Here is a 14268-nt window from a genome sequence, read left to right as displayed (position 1 = left end):
TTTTAAATTGCTAAGCGTAAATTCAGTGCTTTTACAACTTTAATCACAGTATCAAAACTAGGGTTAACATCACCAGAAAGTGCTTTATAAAGACTTTCTCGGCCTAAGCCTGTATCTCGTGATAATTGAGCCATTCCTTTAGCTTTTGCAATGTTACCTAAAGCCTTTGCAATGAATGCGGCATCGCCATTAGATTCTTCAATACATGCTTGTAAGTAAGCCTGCATATCATCCTCTGTTTTAAGATGCTCAGCACTGTCCCATTTGCGAAGTTTAATAGCCATTTATAGCTCCTCCTCTAAATCTTGTGCCAATTGCAGGGCAAGTTTTATATCTTTACTTTGCGTAGACTTATCTCCGCCTGCTAAAAGAATAACAACCCTTTGCCCTTGCTTGCAGTAATAAATCCTATAGCCTGGCCCAAAGAAGAAACGTAATTCAGAAACACCTTCACCGACCGGCTCAGTATCTCCAAAGTTTCCATCTTCAACCCGATCAATTCGGACTTGTATGCGTCTTTTTGCCTGCTGGTCTTTTAACTTGGTGAACCAGTCATCAAAGACTTCAGTGGTATATATTGAGTACATAAGTAGAATGTATCCTATAGGATACATTTATGCAAGAAATAAACTTGATATTTGGGGCTCGAAACGGTGAATTTCGTATAACCGCCATTATGTTAAGTTAATCAAAATTCTTAATGCACCAAAACCTAAAAATTTAAATGGAGTAAAAATGACTTTAAAGGGGTTAGATATTCAAGAAGATTGTATCAAAGCTATTTCTAATGAATCTTTAATATTTGATATTAAGAATAAAGAGTTTTTAGAGGATATAGAAAATCTTTTATTACAGTATTTTCAAAATTTTAGTAATGATTTAAATGGAATTGAGTTTGATAATTTTTCTGTGGAGTTTTGGTTCGATGCAGGACAATTGATTATTTATCCTGAAAAAGATTTATTAGATCGTAAACCCTTTGAATCTGAATATGATTTAGATAGATTAGACCCTTATTTTTATCTAGTTTGTGAAGAATATAGGATATATTTTGATGACTTAATATCTCGAAAAGTAAGCGATCAAGTATCTGAAAAAGAAGCTATTTCTAAAACTAATGACGTAATTGATTGTGTAAGCAAAGCTATAAAAAATATAAATGATGAAAACAATCTTTTAAAGATGTTAGGCAGGCCTAAATTAGAAATAAGATATTTCGGTGTAACGAAAGAAGAACTTTTAGCAAAAGAAATTCTCGTGAAATGAAGTAGATATTTTTGTCGTATTAAGGAAAACTAAAATTAACATAATGGGCGTTATGCGAAGTCAAAAATGGGAGCTTAAGCTCCCATTTTTATTGATGATTTTTTAATTCTTTCAGCATAGCATCCCGTAAAATTTCATTCATTCGTGTTTGATAACCTTTGCCTTGTGCTTTGAACCAAGCAAGTACATCAGCATCTAACCGAATTGAAGTTTGTTGCTTCACTGGGCGGTAAAATTGATTTTGGCGTACAGCACTGCTCCAATCGGTAATTTCAGGAATATCTGATAGATCTAGCTGATCATCAGGAACCGTGCCTTTAGCAAGCAAGCGTTGAATTTCAGCATCTTGCTTCTCACCAAATTTCTCATTCAGCTCTTTGCGTGAGTATCTAACCATGCTCATATTTGTTTCGCTCCGCTTTAGTCACTTGCCTTGCACTAATGATTCGTATGATTTCACAGTCATCTTCATCAAAAATGGTGTGAGCCACCTAAGTTTTCTAATAAAAGATCTAAATACGTATCTTTCATCAATTGAGATTCATTGTTATTCAATATATTGTAGGTTGAAAGTATCAAATGTGAAAGTTGAGGATCAGAACGTAGGGTTGATTCGATAGCAAGTTCGATAGGCTCATTAAATATTCCTTCATAGCTTTTTTTTAACCATGCTGGATCTAAATGCATCATTTTATAAGTGAAGCCGAGAGGATCTGGTGCATTACCATCATGAACTTCTTCAGGTTCAAGCATGAAAGTTTGACCTTGATAGCTATCAATAATTTTTTTTCTACAATTGAATTGTTGATGTCCTAACTCTGTTACCCCTATAAGATAACTTGAGTGTAGATGAGGATCGTATGCAAAGCCTTTGAAGTGGGCATGAATTAGTTCTATACCTGTAGACTTATCCTGTGTGACATTGACCCAATTGCTCATATTTACTTAATTAGTCCTAATGGATTTAGCTTATCAAAAATTATCTAATGAAGAAATTCTAAAATTAACATAATACACCTTATACAAAATGCCCTTGTAAGCCCTTAATCAAGGGCATTTTTAGTCTCTACTTAACATAAAATTTTGGTGGTGCTTCAAAAAGTATGCTGCCTTTAAATGAAGCCATTATTGATGTAAAAGAAAAGAAGGCTAAATCAAAAGCTTTAAAATGGTTTTCAAGCTTTTTTGAAAAATTACAGCTTCTTCTGAAGCTACGCCTAATTCTATGCCTTATTTTGCAATTATTGCCTTCAATACCTACAGTAAAAAATTTACCAATACTTTGCTTACCATTTTTAAAAGCAGTGATGAAACTGTCCCAATGATCACTTGCAATTCGGGTGTAGTGAATATCTAATTGTTTAAGCTTTGTCTTCAATTGTTAGACTGTAGCTAAATCTCGTTTACCCCAAACATAAGCAACAATTTCACCTGTTTCTCGATGATAGGCGTAAATAAGCCATTGTTTATTCTTTTTATTTCCAACAAAATTCCAGAACTCATCTACTTCGAGAGATTCATAATGACTTTGCTGAGGCTGAATTTCATAGGTTGATTCAGTTAAAGTACGTAAAACTTTACCGATACTGATGCGCTCAACTTCAGCAATATCTCGTATACCGCTGCCTCTGACCATCAACTGTAATATTTTACGAGTAATACCTGACTTACATCCTAGATAGCTCAGTGCATGATCACCAATAAACTGACGTTTACAGTCTTTGCACTGATAGTTTTGTTTCCCATCTACTTTGATACCATTTTTCTTTATACTATCACTGAGGCAGGTTGGACATTTGATTGCTAGAGTTATTTGCATTTCTCTATTTTATCAAAATCCAATCGGCTTTTTCTTCAGCATACTTTTTGAAACACTACCAAAAATAGATTAACCTCAAACTTCTAATTCTTATAAATAATGAAAAACACCCAACTTATCTAGCACATCTAAAGACAATTGTTTACGTAGAGCAATATCATCACCAGCTTTCATTTGCATATTTAAAGCAAATGCCACCACTTGCCCATCTGCCTTTTCAACAAAACCCACATACCAACCCACTTGCGGGTCTACAGCCATTCCCCAGCCACTTTTAGCATATAGACGATTCTCCCCTCTGCGCTCTACATACAACATCTCTTTCACTTGTTGCTGAACTTCAGGTTTAAAAGGCAATTGCCCTTGGGCTAAATCATACACAAACTTTACTTCTTGTATAGGTGTAATTGTCAAAGGCCCTTTCAACCAAAATTGATCAACTTCCGTGCCTATTTGCATATTGCCATAACCAATACGTTGCAATTCACTTTGCATTAAGCTTGGACCAATACGACGTGCCAATTCTTGATATACAGGCACTGTAGAGGCTTGCATGGCTTCGCCCAAAGTAAAATCTTTGTCCCATGCTTTAAAAAAACGTGGCTTTCCATCCCACTTAAATATTTCTGTAGATGTTGCTTTATGATTTTCTAAACCAATTAGTGCATTGGCAATTTTAAATGTAGATGCAGGAATATAAGCTGTTTTTGCTCGGTCTAAATGCGTGCCATATTTTTTAATATTTTGACCATCATATGTGACAAACACAGCATCAGCTGAGATTTCATTAAAAAGCGCTTGAACATTCTGATCGATGATTGAGTTATTCACTTGTGGAATTGTACTTGTTTTTGCTCGACTCATACTATGCTCAGCACAAGCCCCAATACTTATGCTTAAGCAAACTAAACTCAATATTTTTAATAATTTCATGATATACAACTTTAAAATTTGGTAGTGTTTCAAAAAGTATGCTGAAGAAAAAGCCGATTGGATTTTGATAAAATAGAGAAATGCAAATAACTCTAGCAATCAAATGTCCAACCTGCCTCAGTGATAGTATAAAGAAAAATGGTATCAAAGTAGATGGGAAACAAAACTATCAGTGCAAAGACTGTAAACGTCAGTTTATTGGTGATCATGCACTGAGCTATCTAGGATGTAAGTCAGGTATTACTCGTAAAATATTACAGTTGATGGTCAGAGGCAGCGGTATACGAGATATTGCTGAAGTTGAGCGCATCAGTATCGGTAAAGTTTTACGTACTTTAACTGAATCAACCTATGAAATTCAGCCTCAGCAAAGTCATTATGAATCTCTCGAAGTAGATGAGTTCTGGAATTTTGTTGGAAATAAAAAGAATAAACAATGGCTTATTTTTGTTCAAAAGTCATATTTTACCTCGGAGAAACCGGACATTTTTATTGGTGAGAATATAGACACTTTAAATGGGTTCTAACACTCTCTGTTATTCCCAAGTAGAAATGTCCTACCTAATAACCAAATAGAAATGTCCTATATGGACATTTCCAAGTCAAGCACAGGATTTAGATTTCGTTGTTCAATCGCTGTTTTCTGTGCACGTCTGCTTGGCATCTTTTGAGAACGATTACGTTTGTTTTGCTGTTCCAGTTCTTCATGCTGTTGTTGGATATGATTCAGAACAGCACTCAACCGTTTATTCTCAACAATCTCTCGCTGATTCAGCTGACTTAATTTATCGAAGAGGCTGTAATTGATCTTTCGGCCATCATGCATGAGGGCTACAGTACCATCCGGGTATTCCAGGAACTCAAGATACTTACCGATCAACCTTTGATTTTCTTCGGTGTTTTCCAGGAGATATACGCATTTATCATAAGTAATCGTCAGGCTATTGGTGACTCTGCGGGGTTCACGCCAAGTAAAAATATCATCTAATTCTTCGGCTGTTTCAGTGATAGGCCGATGTAGATTCTTAGGATTAAAAGCCATCTTGGCGAACTTCTGATTGAACTGCTCAATGAAGCAGGGTAGCCAGGCATTAGCTTGCTCAATCGAACAGATGCCTTCCAAGCGCATTTCTTTGATCAGACGGTCCTGAAGCGTTCTATTCGCCCGTTCTACACGGCCTTTGGCCTGTGGTGAATTGGCGAAGATGATATCGATATTGAGGGTGCTGAGTACACGTCCAAACTGGGTAATCTTGGTGTCTTTCTTGCTGCTTTGATTCACTCTAAAGACTGAATGTTTGTCGCTGTAAAACGCTAAAGGCTTACCGTGCTGTTCGACATATAAACGTGTTGAAATCATATAGTCAAAGGTTGATTCTGATTCACAGAAGCGTAAATGCTGCAATTTTCCTGTCGCATCATCGATAAACACCAGCAAACAGCACTTAGCAGCGCGTCCTTCAAACCAGTCATGGTGTGAGCCATCAATTTGGATCAGTTCACCAAAGCAATCCCGGTTGTAACGAGGCTGATACGGGCGTTTCAGGCGCTTGGCGCGAGGAATCCACAGATCTGCTGCAATCATCCAGGAACGCAGTGTTTCAACTGAAATATCAAAGCCATGAACGGTGGTGAGCTTTTCATGCGCTAAAGTGGGTCCGAAACCATGGAATTGTTCAGCGACCAGATTGAGGCACTTGAGTCTGAGCTCTTCAGGAAGCCTGGAATTGCTGATTTGGCCACGTGCAGCATGGGCTAATGCAGTTGGACCTTGAGTTTTGTATTTTTGCAATAAACGTCTGATCTGACGTTCTGAAATATGAAGTAGCTGAGCAGCCTGGGGCTGGGTTATGCGTTGATCACAGATTTCTTGCAAGACCGACAATCGTTTAAGTTCTTTATCCGACATAGACACCAACATATCAAACCGTCCGCTAAGAAAATTGCAACAGCGCATATTCTAAAAGCGGACATTTTTACTTTGGAGAAACCGGACATTTCTATTTTGGAGTTACAACTCTCGTTTCGTATAACAGCCATTATGTTAAATGAATGATAATTGACATTTTGTTCATTAATACTGATATGCAACGAATTTTATTATATGTCACCCCTCAATTACAAATATAAATGACTGCTCGTCTAATCATCTCCATTACACAATTAAATGTTAAAATGCATAGCTACTTCATCTAAGATAAAATATATGTATCCAAATCTACAGCACAGCTTCGAAAACAGCGTCATTCTCGTTGTAGAAGATGATTATGATATTGGTGACATTCTTGAAAAATACATAAAAAATGAAAACATGCAGGTCATCCGTGCATTGGATGGACAACAAGCTTTAGAGTGCCTAAAAGCCAACTCTATCGACCTGATTCTCCTTGATATTAAATTACCCAAACTAAATGGCTGGGAAATTCTACAAATCATCCGTCAAACAAGTCATTTACCTGTCATTATGCTGACTGCCTTAGATGATCAAGTGAATAAGATCATGGGGCTAAAAATGGGTGCTGATGACTTTATTATTAAGCCATTTAACCCAAACGAAGTGATTGCACGAATACAAGCCGTACTTAGACGAAGTACAAGCCAAAATATGGAAATAACTAATATTATTCGTTATAGAAATATTGAAATTAATCCAGATCATCATCAAGTTTACATTTCAAATGGTCAAAGAAATCAGTTGCTCAACCTTACGTTAACTGAGTATAAGATACTGTTTTTGATGGCAAAAACACCGAATAAAGTCTTTACACGTAATGAATTGATCCAAAACTGTATGCCTGAAAGTGATGCTTTAGATCGCACTGTAGATAGCCATATCAGCAAATTACGCAAAAAACTTGAAGAAAATGATGTAAATGGCTTATTAATCAATGTCCGTGGCGTGGGGTATCGCTTAGATCAAAATCATGAAATTTAACTTTTTTAAAAATTCTGTTGGAATTAACTTCCAGTTTATTATCATGATGAGCCTATTCAATTTAGGCATTACGCTGTTATCTTTCATGATTGGCTATTTTGTTTATAGCTGGGCGATAAAAATAGGTTTTCTAAATACACAAGTTATTAATTCAAATGAATTTTCAGTTACCTCCGTTGACTTTATCTGGCTGTTTTTAGTGCTATTAACAGGCTTTTTTCTTTCTACTATCCTCGCCTTTAAATATGGAAAACGCTATACACAGCCAATTAGTGATTTAGCAGATGTTATTCAACAAATTCAACAAGGCAATTTAGCACTCAGAATTAAACAGCCACATCATGATATTCCACATGAAATCAAGTCTCTTATTGAGAACTTCAATGAAATGGCAAACCAACTTGAAGTATCAGTTAAGAATTCAACTGTTTGGAATGCTGCAATTGCACATGAATTACGAACACCTGTGACAATATTACAAGGTCGCTTGCAAGGTATTGTCGATGGTATATTTATTGCCGATAAAGCTTTACACCTAAGCTTATTGAACCAAGTCGAAGGCTTATCTTACCTTGTGGAAGATTTACGGACACTGACACTTATTGAAAATAAACAATTACGATTAGAACTAGAAAAGACCAATTTAAAAAATAGTATTGAAAAATGTCTGCAGATGTTTAATGAACGGTTTCATGTTAAAGGTTTAACTATTGTTTTAAATTTGACGGATAAATTGGTTTGCGTTGATATAAGAAGGATGGAACAGGTCTTTATTGCATTGTTCTCTAACTTTCTAAGATATTCGAATGCTGGAAAAATAAATATTACATCTGTAACCACAGCAGAACATTGGGTATTGACGTTTGAAGATGAAGGTCCTGGTATTGATGAATCGCATCTTAAACACCTGTTCAAACCCTTCTATCGACTGGAAGACTCTAGATCATGTCTAGATGGCGGTACTGGATTAGGCTTGGCAGTGATTGATGCAATTATTGAAGCACACCAAGGTCATATTTATTATTCTAAATCCAAAAACTTAGGTGGCAGCTGTTTTACTATTCAACTAAATCGTAAGACATCAACTCATTTATAATGTGTTAAGTTCAGATTAATACGGCTTAATTTAAACCATAAATTTAAGATAAATTGATGTCTGAACTTAACCATTCTGTTTGATGATCCTCAAATAAATTTCATCACAATGAATTCTCATCTCGATATTTAGCTAGCATAAAAAATACCACAATGGAGAGTATCCCGATGATAATCCCTGCTGTTAATAATAAATTAACATGAGCTGAACTGAAGGCAATTTTACCTGCGTTAATCAATGCTGTACCTTGTTCAACGGGTAACTGGCTCGCCACTAAATAGGTATCACCAATCGAAAGTCTGGCTTTTTCTGCTAAAACAGCAGTTAAATCTGACGGCACTTGAAGATGACTGCCAAATATATAGGCCATGAAAACACCAAATAAAGTAATACCTAGTCCTGTACCCAGTTCATAACCTGTACTTTCAAGTGAACCTGCCGCACCGCCCTTTTCTGCAGGTACTGAGCCCATGATCGCAATGGATGAAGCTGTTAAACCAATACTCAGTGTTAATCCAATCGAAGCTAAAATAAAGGGAACGATGATTCCCGGATGATGAAAATCTGAATAACTCAAACTGACCAACGCAATTGCTGCCAATATTAATGACATGGTCGCAACCAGACGGAGTCCAAATTTATTGGATAAAAAACCAGCAATAGGCCCGCCAATAGCGGCCGCAACCATAATCGGAACCATAAAAAGACCGGCTTGCAGCGGTGTTAAACGAATGACATATTGCAGCTCCATTGCCAAAGTTAACTCAACCCCTGCCAAAGCGCCTGCAGCAACCATTGCCATAATAATGCCGGCTAAAATAGCAGGACGTGAAAATAGCGAAAGATCTAGCATCGGCTGAGGAGAATTCAGCTGTTTGCGTACAAATATGGTTAATAAGCCGATAGATAAAACGACCAAAGGCAAGACAATCAACAACGACTGTTTACCGCCTAAGCCTGCTTTTAGTGCATATACAAACGAAATCAAACCGACAATCAGCAATAGCGCTTGACCAAATGCCCAATGTCCAGGGGTTATAGCTTCTTTTCGGGACAATAAGAAATAGCACATTGGTGCGACAACCAGCATGATTGGGACGTTAATCAGGAAAACTGAACCCCACCAGAAATATTCTAACAATCCCCCACCAATGAGCGGTCCAATGGCGGCACCGGCTGATCCGATTGTGCCCCAAATACCCAGCGCAATGGCACGTTCGCGACTGTCTTCGAAGGTTCTGCGAATAATACCCAATACACAGGGCATAATCATGGCACCGCCTAATGCTAATAAAGCACGTGCGGCAATCAGCATAGAAGCCGTTTGGGAAAATGCCGCAAGGACTGAGGCAATTCCAAATATAACCAAGCCAATCAGCAGAATCTTACGATTGCCGACACGATCAGCCAAAGTTCCCATCGGAACTAAAAGTCCAGCCATAAGTAATGGATAAATATCAATAATCCATAAGACTTGGTTACTTGTGGCACTCAGCGATTGGGTTAATGAGGGAACCGCAACATGCAGTACAGTCATATCAATCACAATCGGCAGAAATGCAAGCACGACAGCGAGCAATATCCACCAGCGTTTCGGATCAAGATTGGTAGCTTTCATGATTAAACCTATATTGATGGTTTATTAAATCAATTCTGAAATAAAGATGTAAATGAAAGATTTGTTGTGGGCTAAACTCGTTAACCCACAGCTTTTATTCTCAGTTTTGATGCTTAATGTGCCGCTTTACGTTTCGAGAATTTCTCAACCATGCTCATGACGACAATAAAGAAAATCGGTACAAAAATAACAGCTAGAATTGTTGCGCTGATCATGCCGCCAAAGACGCCTGTACCAATCGCTTTTTGAGTTTCAGAACTAGCGCCACTGGCAATGACTAAAGGAATAACGCCACAGGTAAATGCCAAAGATGTCATTAGGATTGGACGTAAGCGCAATTTAGCGGCTGCAACGGTTGCCTCCACTAAACCCATTCCTTCTTCTCTTAGTGCTTTTGCAAACTCAACAATCAAAATAGCATTCTTTGCAGATAGACCAATAATCGTGATCATGCCGACCTTAAAGAAAATATCATTTGGCATACCACGTAACATTACTGCTAAAAAGGCGCCAATCAACCCTAGAGGGACAACTAGCATCACAGAGAATGGAATTGACCAGCTTTCATAAAGCGCTGCCAAGACAAGGAAAACGACTAACATCGACAACAGTAATAAAAACAAGGTTTGTGATTCCGACTGTTTTTCTTCTAGAGAAATCCCAGTCCACTCATAACCCACACCTTTCGGAAGTTGTTCAATCAAATTTTCCATCTCAGTCATGGCTTGTCCTGAAGATATACCTGCTGCTGGACTGCCAGAAATACTCAATGATGGACGACCGTTGTAACGATTGTATTGTTGTGGGGAATGTTGCCAAATTGGAGTAATTATTTCAGACATTGAAACCAATTTACCGCTTTGACTGTTCACCTTAATCTGAAGAATATCTTCAATACTCATGCGTGATTTGGCATCAAGTTGCACAATGACTTGCTGCATACGGTCATGATTTGGAAAATCATTGATATACATCGAACCCATTGAGGTTGAAATAATATCGGTCACATCACTGAAATTAACACCTAATGCCTGCAATTTATCTCTATCAATTTTAAGCTGTACAGAACTGCCATCTGGCAAACCTTCAGGATAGACCTCCGCCACGATTTTACTTTGTGCTGCTAATGCTAAAAGCTGATCTTGTGCTTCTCTTAAAGCAGGCATGCCAATATTGCCACGATCTAATAATCTCAGTGAAAAACCAGATGAGTTACCCAATTCATCAATTGCTGGTGGTAACACAGACATGGTTTGACCTTCTGAACTTTCAGCCATCGCTATATTGGCATTATTCACGACTTCTTGTGCCGTAATAGTACGCTCTTCGAATGGCAATAGATTGGTAAAATACATCGCTGTATTCTGACCAGATCCACTAAAACCAAAACCTAAGACCGCCATATTGTCTTTAATCCCCGTTTCTTGGTCTAAATAATTTTGAAACTCAGCAACGACTTTACGGGTACGTTCTTGAGTTGCATCCGCAGGAAGTTGAATCGAAGTCATAAACCACCCCTGATCTTCTTCTGGCATAAACGCAGTCGGAACGTGTTTAAAACTAAAAATCAGCACAATGACAATGCCTAAGAAACATAACATTGCGAGGGTTTTATGTTTAATTACTTTAAATAAACTGCGTTCATAGCGATTGTTCAGCTTCTCAAAACTGCGATCAAACGATGCAAAAACACCCTTTTTCTGATGGTCTTGATCAATCGGTTTTAACATCGTTGCACATAACGCAGGGGTTAATGTCAGTGCAAGGAAAGCTGAGAATAAAATTGAAACCGACATGGTAATGGTGAACTGACGATAGATAATCCCCACTGAGCCTGACGCCAATGCCATCGGCAAGAATACAGCGGCTAACACTAAGGTGATGCCAATAATCGGATTGGTAATTTCCTTCATGGCTTTAGATGTGGCTTCAACTGGAGATAAGCCTTCTGTCGCCATAATGCGTTCAACATTCTCAATGACCACAATCGCATCATCGACAATAATCCCGATCGCAAGCACCATACCGAACATGGTCAGCACATTAATCGAAAAACCAGCAAGCAGCATGACTGAGAATGTGCCAAGCAATGCAATCGGTGCAACAATCGCCGGAATTAAGGTGTATCGAACATTGTGTAAAAAGATAAACATGACAATAAAAACTAATGCCATAGCTTCAAGCAATGTCATGATTACTTTTTCAATCGAGATTTTTACAAAAGGTGCAGTGTCGTAAGGTATAGAGAATTTCATACCATCAGGCAGTGCTGAACCTAACTGTTCAATTTTCGCTTTAACACCTTCTGCAGTCTTGACAGCGTTGGCACCAGGACTCATTTGTATCGCCACAGCTGTAGAGGCTTTGCCATTTTCTAAAATCGCAAAGTTATACATCTGTGCCCCGATTTCGACACGAGCGACATCCGACAGTCGAACATTGGCGCCATTTTGTTGAGCACGTAAACTAATTTTCTTGAATTGCTCTACAGTTTCTAATTGACCTTGAGCAGTTAAAGGAATAGTAATTTGTTGCCCCGTCAAAGCAGGAACATCACCAATACGACCTGGTGATATCGGCAAGTTTTGGTTTTGGATGGCTGTATTCACATCTTGAATACTCAATCCATAAGAAACCAAACGATCTGGATCGACCCAAATCCGCATGGCTTTTTCAGCACCAAAATTTTGGACTTTACCAACACCGTCAACCCGCTTTAATTCTTCAATCACATAGCGAGTCATATAGTCACTGACATCAATTTCACTATATTTGCCATTCGGTGAACTTAAGCCCACCATCATTAAAAAACCAGACGACGCAGCATCGACCATCAGCCCTTGTTGTCGCACTGTTTGAGGTAAGCGTGACTCAATGGCTTTAATTTTGTTTTGCACATCAATTTGTGCAAGTTCTACATCTGTACCTGGTTTAAATGTTGCGGTGATTGTTGCTGTTCCAGAACTATCTGAACTTGAACTGTAATAAAGTAAGTTTTTGACACCTGACATTTCCCGCTCAATCAAGGTCACAACACTATCATTCAATGTTTTTGGCGTAGCACCTGGATAGATTGCCGTAATACTAATCTGTGGTGGCGCAACACTTGGGAATCGTGCAATAGGTAACTTGGGGATGCTTAGTACACCCAACAGAATAATAAATAAAGCAATCACCCATGCAAAAATAGGACGCCTAATGAAAAATTGGGACATTATTGCTGTCCTCCATTTTCCTTAATATTTGTAGGTTGCCACTGCTTAATTTTTAATTTTTGCTCAGGCTGTATACGATCAGCCCCTTCAACAATGACTTTCTCACCTGCTTGTAACCCTTGTTTGATCACATAGTTATTTTGATAACGTTGACCAAGCTGAACAGGCTTGCTTTGCGCTAAACCTTTTTGATTAACAATCGTAACATTGGCTTTACCACTAATATCATGTTGAATCGCTTGTTCTGGAACTAGGAGCGCATTTTCAACTTGAGCTCGGCTCATATTGACTCGAACATACATGCCTGGCAAAAGTTTTTGATTTTCATTATTGGCTAAAATACGGATTGTGACATCACCCGTATCAGGATCAACTTTAGTATCCGAAAATAGGATTTCACCTGTAACGTTATAAGGTTTACCCTGACTATTTAGGATTTCAACCGTATGTTTGGTATTTGACACGTCACCTTGCTGTAAAGCTTCCTGTAGTTTTTCATAATCACTAATTGATTGCTTTACATCAACATAGACTTTATTAATCTGTTGTATTACGGCCATTGCATTAGTATCACCTTGACCAACTAATGCACCCTCAGTCACTAAGATTTCACCAATCGTTCCCGAGATAGGGGCTGTAACAGTCGCATATTTAAGATTAAGTTGTTGTCTGCTTAACATGGCTTGCATTTGCGCCACATCGGCTTTTGCTTTTTGATAATCTGCTTCGGTATTGTTGTATTCCTGCTGACTAACCGCATTTACTTTTACTAATTCAGTGTAGCGTTTTAACAGCACCTGCAAACGTGTCACCTCAGCTTGTGCACGGTTTAAAGTGGCTTGATTGCTTTTTACATCTGCCTGAAATATTTCAGAATTCAATTTAAAAAGCGGTTGACCTGCTTGCACATAAGAGCCTTGCTTAAAAAGTACTTTATCAACAATTCCACCTACTTGCGGGCGAATTTCAGCAATACGGTAAGCGACAACACGGCCTGGAAGATTTTCAATTAAATTCATGGAATGCGGTAATACCGTGATGGTACTGACAACCGCTGGTGGCATTTCTGTTGGGGACTGTTCAGCATCTTTGGCTTGTGTACAGCCGATTAAAAGTACAGTTGTAATAAGTATTGAACCTATTAAATGATAATGTGTTGACATGCTTTTTCAGAGGGGGGGTTTTAGATACTACTATTTTGAAATAGCAGTGTTTATGAATTGCTGATGTTGTGTGGAGATTGTGTGGAGATTGTGTGGAGAGATTAAAAGATTTATTTTTTAATGACACGCTTAAACAGCGTGGCTTGTAAATTAGTATAAATAATTTTGTTGTTCTACAATTTTGATCGTATCTTAGTTTTTTCTCATAGTTCATGAACTTTAA

The 14268-nt window shown here is 38.0% G+C and carries 12 protein-coding genes and 3 pseudogenes; 4 read left to right on the top strand and 11 right to left on the bottom strand.

Annotation, left to right across the window (positions count from 1 at the left end):
- Positions 1–2: 2 nt before the first annotated feature.
- Both J4G44_RS13060 and J4G44_RS13055 read right to left on the bottom strand, forming a co-directional pair.
- Entirely contained in the window at positions 3–284 is a 282-nt protein-coding gene (locus tag J4G44_RS13060) for an addiction module antidote protein (protein ID WP_000985609.1), read from the bottom strand.
- Positions 285–587 carry a type II toxin-antitoxin system RelE/ParE family toxin gene (locus J4G44_RS13055; RefSeq protein WP_000286964.1) on the bottom strand — a complete coding sequence of 101 codons (303 nt, stop codon included), beginning with the start codon at positions 585–587 and terminating at the stop codon, positions 285–287.
- Positions 588–735: 148 nt separating this feature from the next.
- Here J4G44_RS13055 and J4G44_RS13050 point away from each other — a divergent pair, with 148 nt between their 5' ends.
- The gene (locus J4G44_RS13050; RefSeq protein ID WP_000172759.1) at positions 736–1266 is read left to right on the top strand and encodes a hypothetical protein; all 531 of its coding nucleotides are present in this window, start codon (positions 736–738) and stop codon (positions 1264–1266) included.
- 88 nt (positions 1267–1354) lie between these two features.
- On the opposite strand, the gene J4G44_RS13045 is transcribed toward J4G44_RS13050, so the two are convergent.
- From J4G44_RS13045 to J4G44_RS13030, 5 genes and pseudogenes are all read right to left on the bottom strand, one after another.
- Positions 1355–1669: a BrnA antitoxin family protein gene (locus J4G44_RS13045; RefSeq protein ID WP_004728120.1), complete on the bottom strand. Its 315-nt coding sequence runs from the start codon at positions 1667–1669 to the stop codon at positions 1355–1357.
- A pseudogene (locus J4G44_RS13665) lies at positions 1656–1757 on the bottom strand (BrnT family toxin); the annotation flags it as partial. The gene J4G44_RS13045 and the pseudogene J4G44_RS13665, both read right to left, overlap by 14 nt.
- The gene (locus J4G44_RS13040; RefSeq protein WP_373683202.1) at positions 1738–2205 is read right to left on the bottom strand and encodes an AraC family ligand binding domain-containing protein; all 468 of its coding nucleotides are present in this window, start codon (positions 2203–2205) and stop codon (positions 1738–1740) included. The pseudogene J4G44_RS13665 and the gene J4G44_RS13040, both read right to left, overlap by 20 nt.
- Before the next feature lie 173 nt (positions 2206–2378).
- Positions 2379–3085, bottom strand: a pseudogene (locus J4G44_RS13035) (IS1 family transposase).
- 90 nt (positions 3086–3175) lie between these two features.
- The gene (locus J4G44_RS13030; protein ID WP_002002480.1) at positions 3176–4018 is read right to left on the bottom strand and encodes a carbapenem-hydrolyzing class D beta-lactamase OXA-58; all 843 of its coding nucleotides are present in this window, start codon (positions 4016–4018) and stop codon (positions 3176–3178) included.
- Between the two features lie 80 nt (positions 4019–4098).
- Between J4G44_RS13030 and J4G44_RS13025 the strand changes: the two are divergent.
- Positions 4099–4467 (top strand): annotated as a pseudogene (locus tag J4G44_RS13025) (IS1-like element ISAba3 family transposase); the annotation flags it as partial.
- Between the two features lie 134 nt (positions 4468–4601).
- On the opposite strand, the gene J4G44_RS13020 reads toward J4G44_RS13025, so the two are convergent.
- Entirely contained in the window at positions 4602–5927 is a 1326-nt protein-coding gene (locus J4G44_RS13020; RefSeq protein ID WP_096902756.1) for an ISNCY family transposase, read from the bottom strand.
- Between the two features lie 297 nt (positions 5928–6224).
- Here J4G44_RS13020 and adeR point away from each other — a divergent pair, with 297 nt between their 5' ends.
- Together adeR and adeS are read left to right on the top strand one after the other, a co-directional pair.
- The gene (gene adeR, locus J4G44_RS13015) at positions 6225–6953 is read left to right on the top strand and encodes an efflux system response regulator transcription factor AdeR (protein ID WP_032073130.1); all 729 of its coding nucleotides are present in this window, start codon (positions 6225–6227) and stop codon (positions 6951–6953) included.
- The gene (adeS, locus tag J4G44_RS13010) at positions 6943–8049 is read left to right on the top strand and encodes a two-component sensor histidine kinase AdeS (RefSeq protein WP_032073131.1); all 1107 of its coding nucleotides are present in this window, start codon (positions 6943–6945) and stop codon (positions 8047–8049) included. Before adeR ends, adeS begins: the two co-directional genes overlap by 11 nt.
- Before the next feature lie 103 nt (positions 8050–8152).
- On the opposite strand, the gene aadT is transcribed toward adeS, so the two are convergent.
- From aadT to J4G44_RS12995, 3 genes are all read right to left on the bottom strand, one after another.
- On the bottom strand, positions 8153–9667 hold the full coding sequence (gene aadT / locus J4G44_RS13005) for a multidrug efflux MFS transporter AadT (RefSeq protein ID WP_032073148.1): 1515 nt from the start codon (positions 9665–9667) through the stop codon (positions 8153–8155).
- Between the two features lie 113 nt (positions 9668–9780).
- A complete protein-coding gene (locus tag J4G44_RS13000; RefSeq protein ID WP_032073149.1) occupies positions 9781–12882 on the bottom strand; it encodes a multidrug efflux RND transporter permease subunit in 3102 nt (1033 codons plus the stop codon).
- Positions 12882–14045 carry an efflux RND transporter periplasmic adaptor subunit gene (locus J4G44_RS12995; protein WP_032073150.1) on the bottom strand — a complete coding sequence of 388 codons (1164 nt, stop codon included), beginning with the start codon at positions 14043–14045 and terminating at the stop codon, positions 12882–12884. The genes J4G44_RS13000 and J4G44_RS12995 overlap by 1 nt, the downstream gene beginning before the upstream one ends.
- Between the last annotated feature and the right edge of the window lie 223 nt (positions 14046–14268).

Origin of the sequence: Acinetobacter towneri (assembly GCF_017498585.1) — a bacterium.
Lineage (GTDB): Bacteria > Pseudomonadota > Gammaproteobacteria > Pseudomonadales > Moraxellaceae > Acinetobacter > Acinetobacter towneri.
The sequence above is the reverse complement of the archived record's forward strand: the minus strand, read 5'-3'. Positions and strand labels throughout refer to the sequence as shown.

Bases quoted from the DNA above. Each gene is read 5' to 3' on its own strand.
- J4G44_RS13060 (WP_000985609.1), bottom strand. From the start codon at position 284: ATGGCTATTAAACTTCGCAAATGGGACAGTGCTGAGCATCTTAAAACA.
- J4G44_RS13055 (WP_000286964.1), bottom strand. From the start codon at position 587: ATGTACTCAATATATACCACTGAAGTCTTTGATGACTGGTTCACCAAG.
- J4G44_RS13050 (WP_000172759.1), top strand. From the start codon at position 736: ATGACTTTAAAGGGGTTAGATATTCAAGAAGATTGTATCAAAGCTATT.
- J4G44_RS13045 (WP_004728120.1), bottom strand. From the start codon at position 1,669: ATGAGCATGGTTAGATACTCACGCAAAGAGCTGAATGAGAAATTTGGT.
- J4G44_RS13040 (WP_373683202.1), bottom strand. From the start codon at position 2,205: ATGAGCAATTGGGTCAATGTCACACAGGATAAGTCTACAGGTATAGAA.
- J4G44_RS13030 (WP_002002480.1), bottom strand. From the start codon at position 4,018: ATGAAATTATTAAAAATATTGAGTTTAGTTTGCTTAAGCATAAGTATT.
- J4G44_RS13020 (WP_096902756.1), bottom strand. From the start codon at position 5,927: ATGTCGGATAAAGAACTTAAACGATTGTCGGTCTTGCAAGAAATCTGT.
- adeR (WP_032073130.1), top strand. From the start codon at position 6,225: ATGTATCCAAATCTACAGCACAGCTTCGAAAACAGCGTCATTCTCGTT.
- adeS (WP_032073131.1), top strand. From the start codon at position 6,943: ATGAAATTTAACTTTTTTAAAAATTCTGTTGGAATTAACTTCCAGTTT.
- aadT (WP_032073148.1), bottom strand. From the start codon at position 9,667: ATGAAAGCTACCAATCTTGATCCGAAACGCTGGTGGATATTGCTCGCT.
- J4G44_RS13000 (WP_032073149.1), bottom strand. From the start codon at position 12,882: ATGTCCCAATTTTTCATTAGGCGTCCTATTTTTGCATGGGTGATTGCT.
- J4G44_RS12995 (WP_032073150.1), bottom strand. From the start codon at position 14,045: ATGTCAACACATTATCATTTAATAGGTTCAATACTTATTACAACTGTA.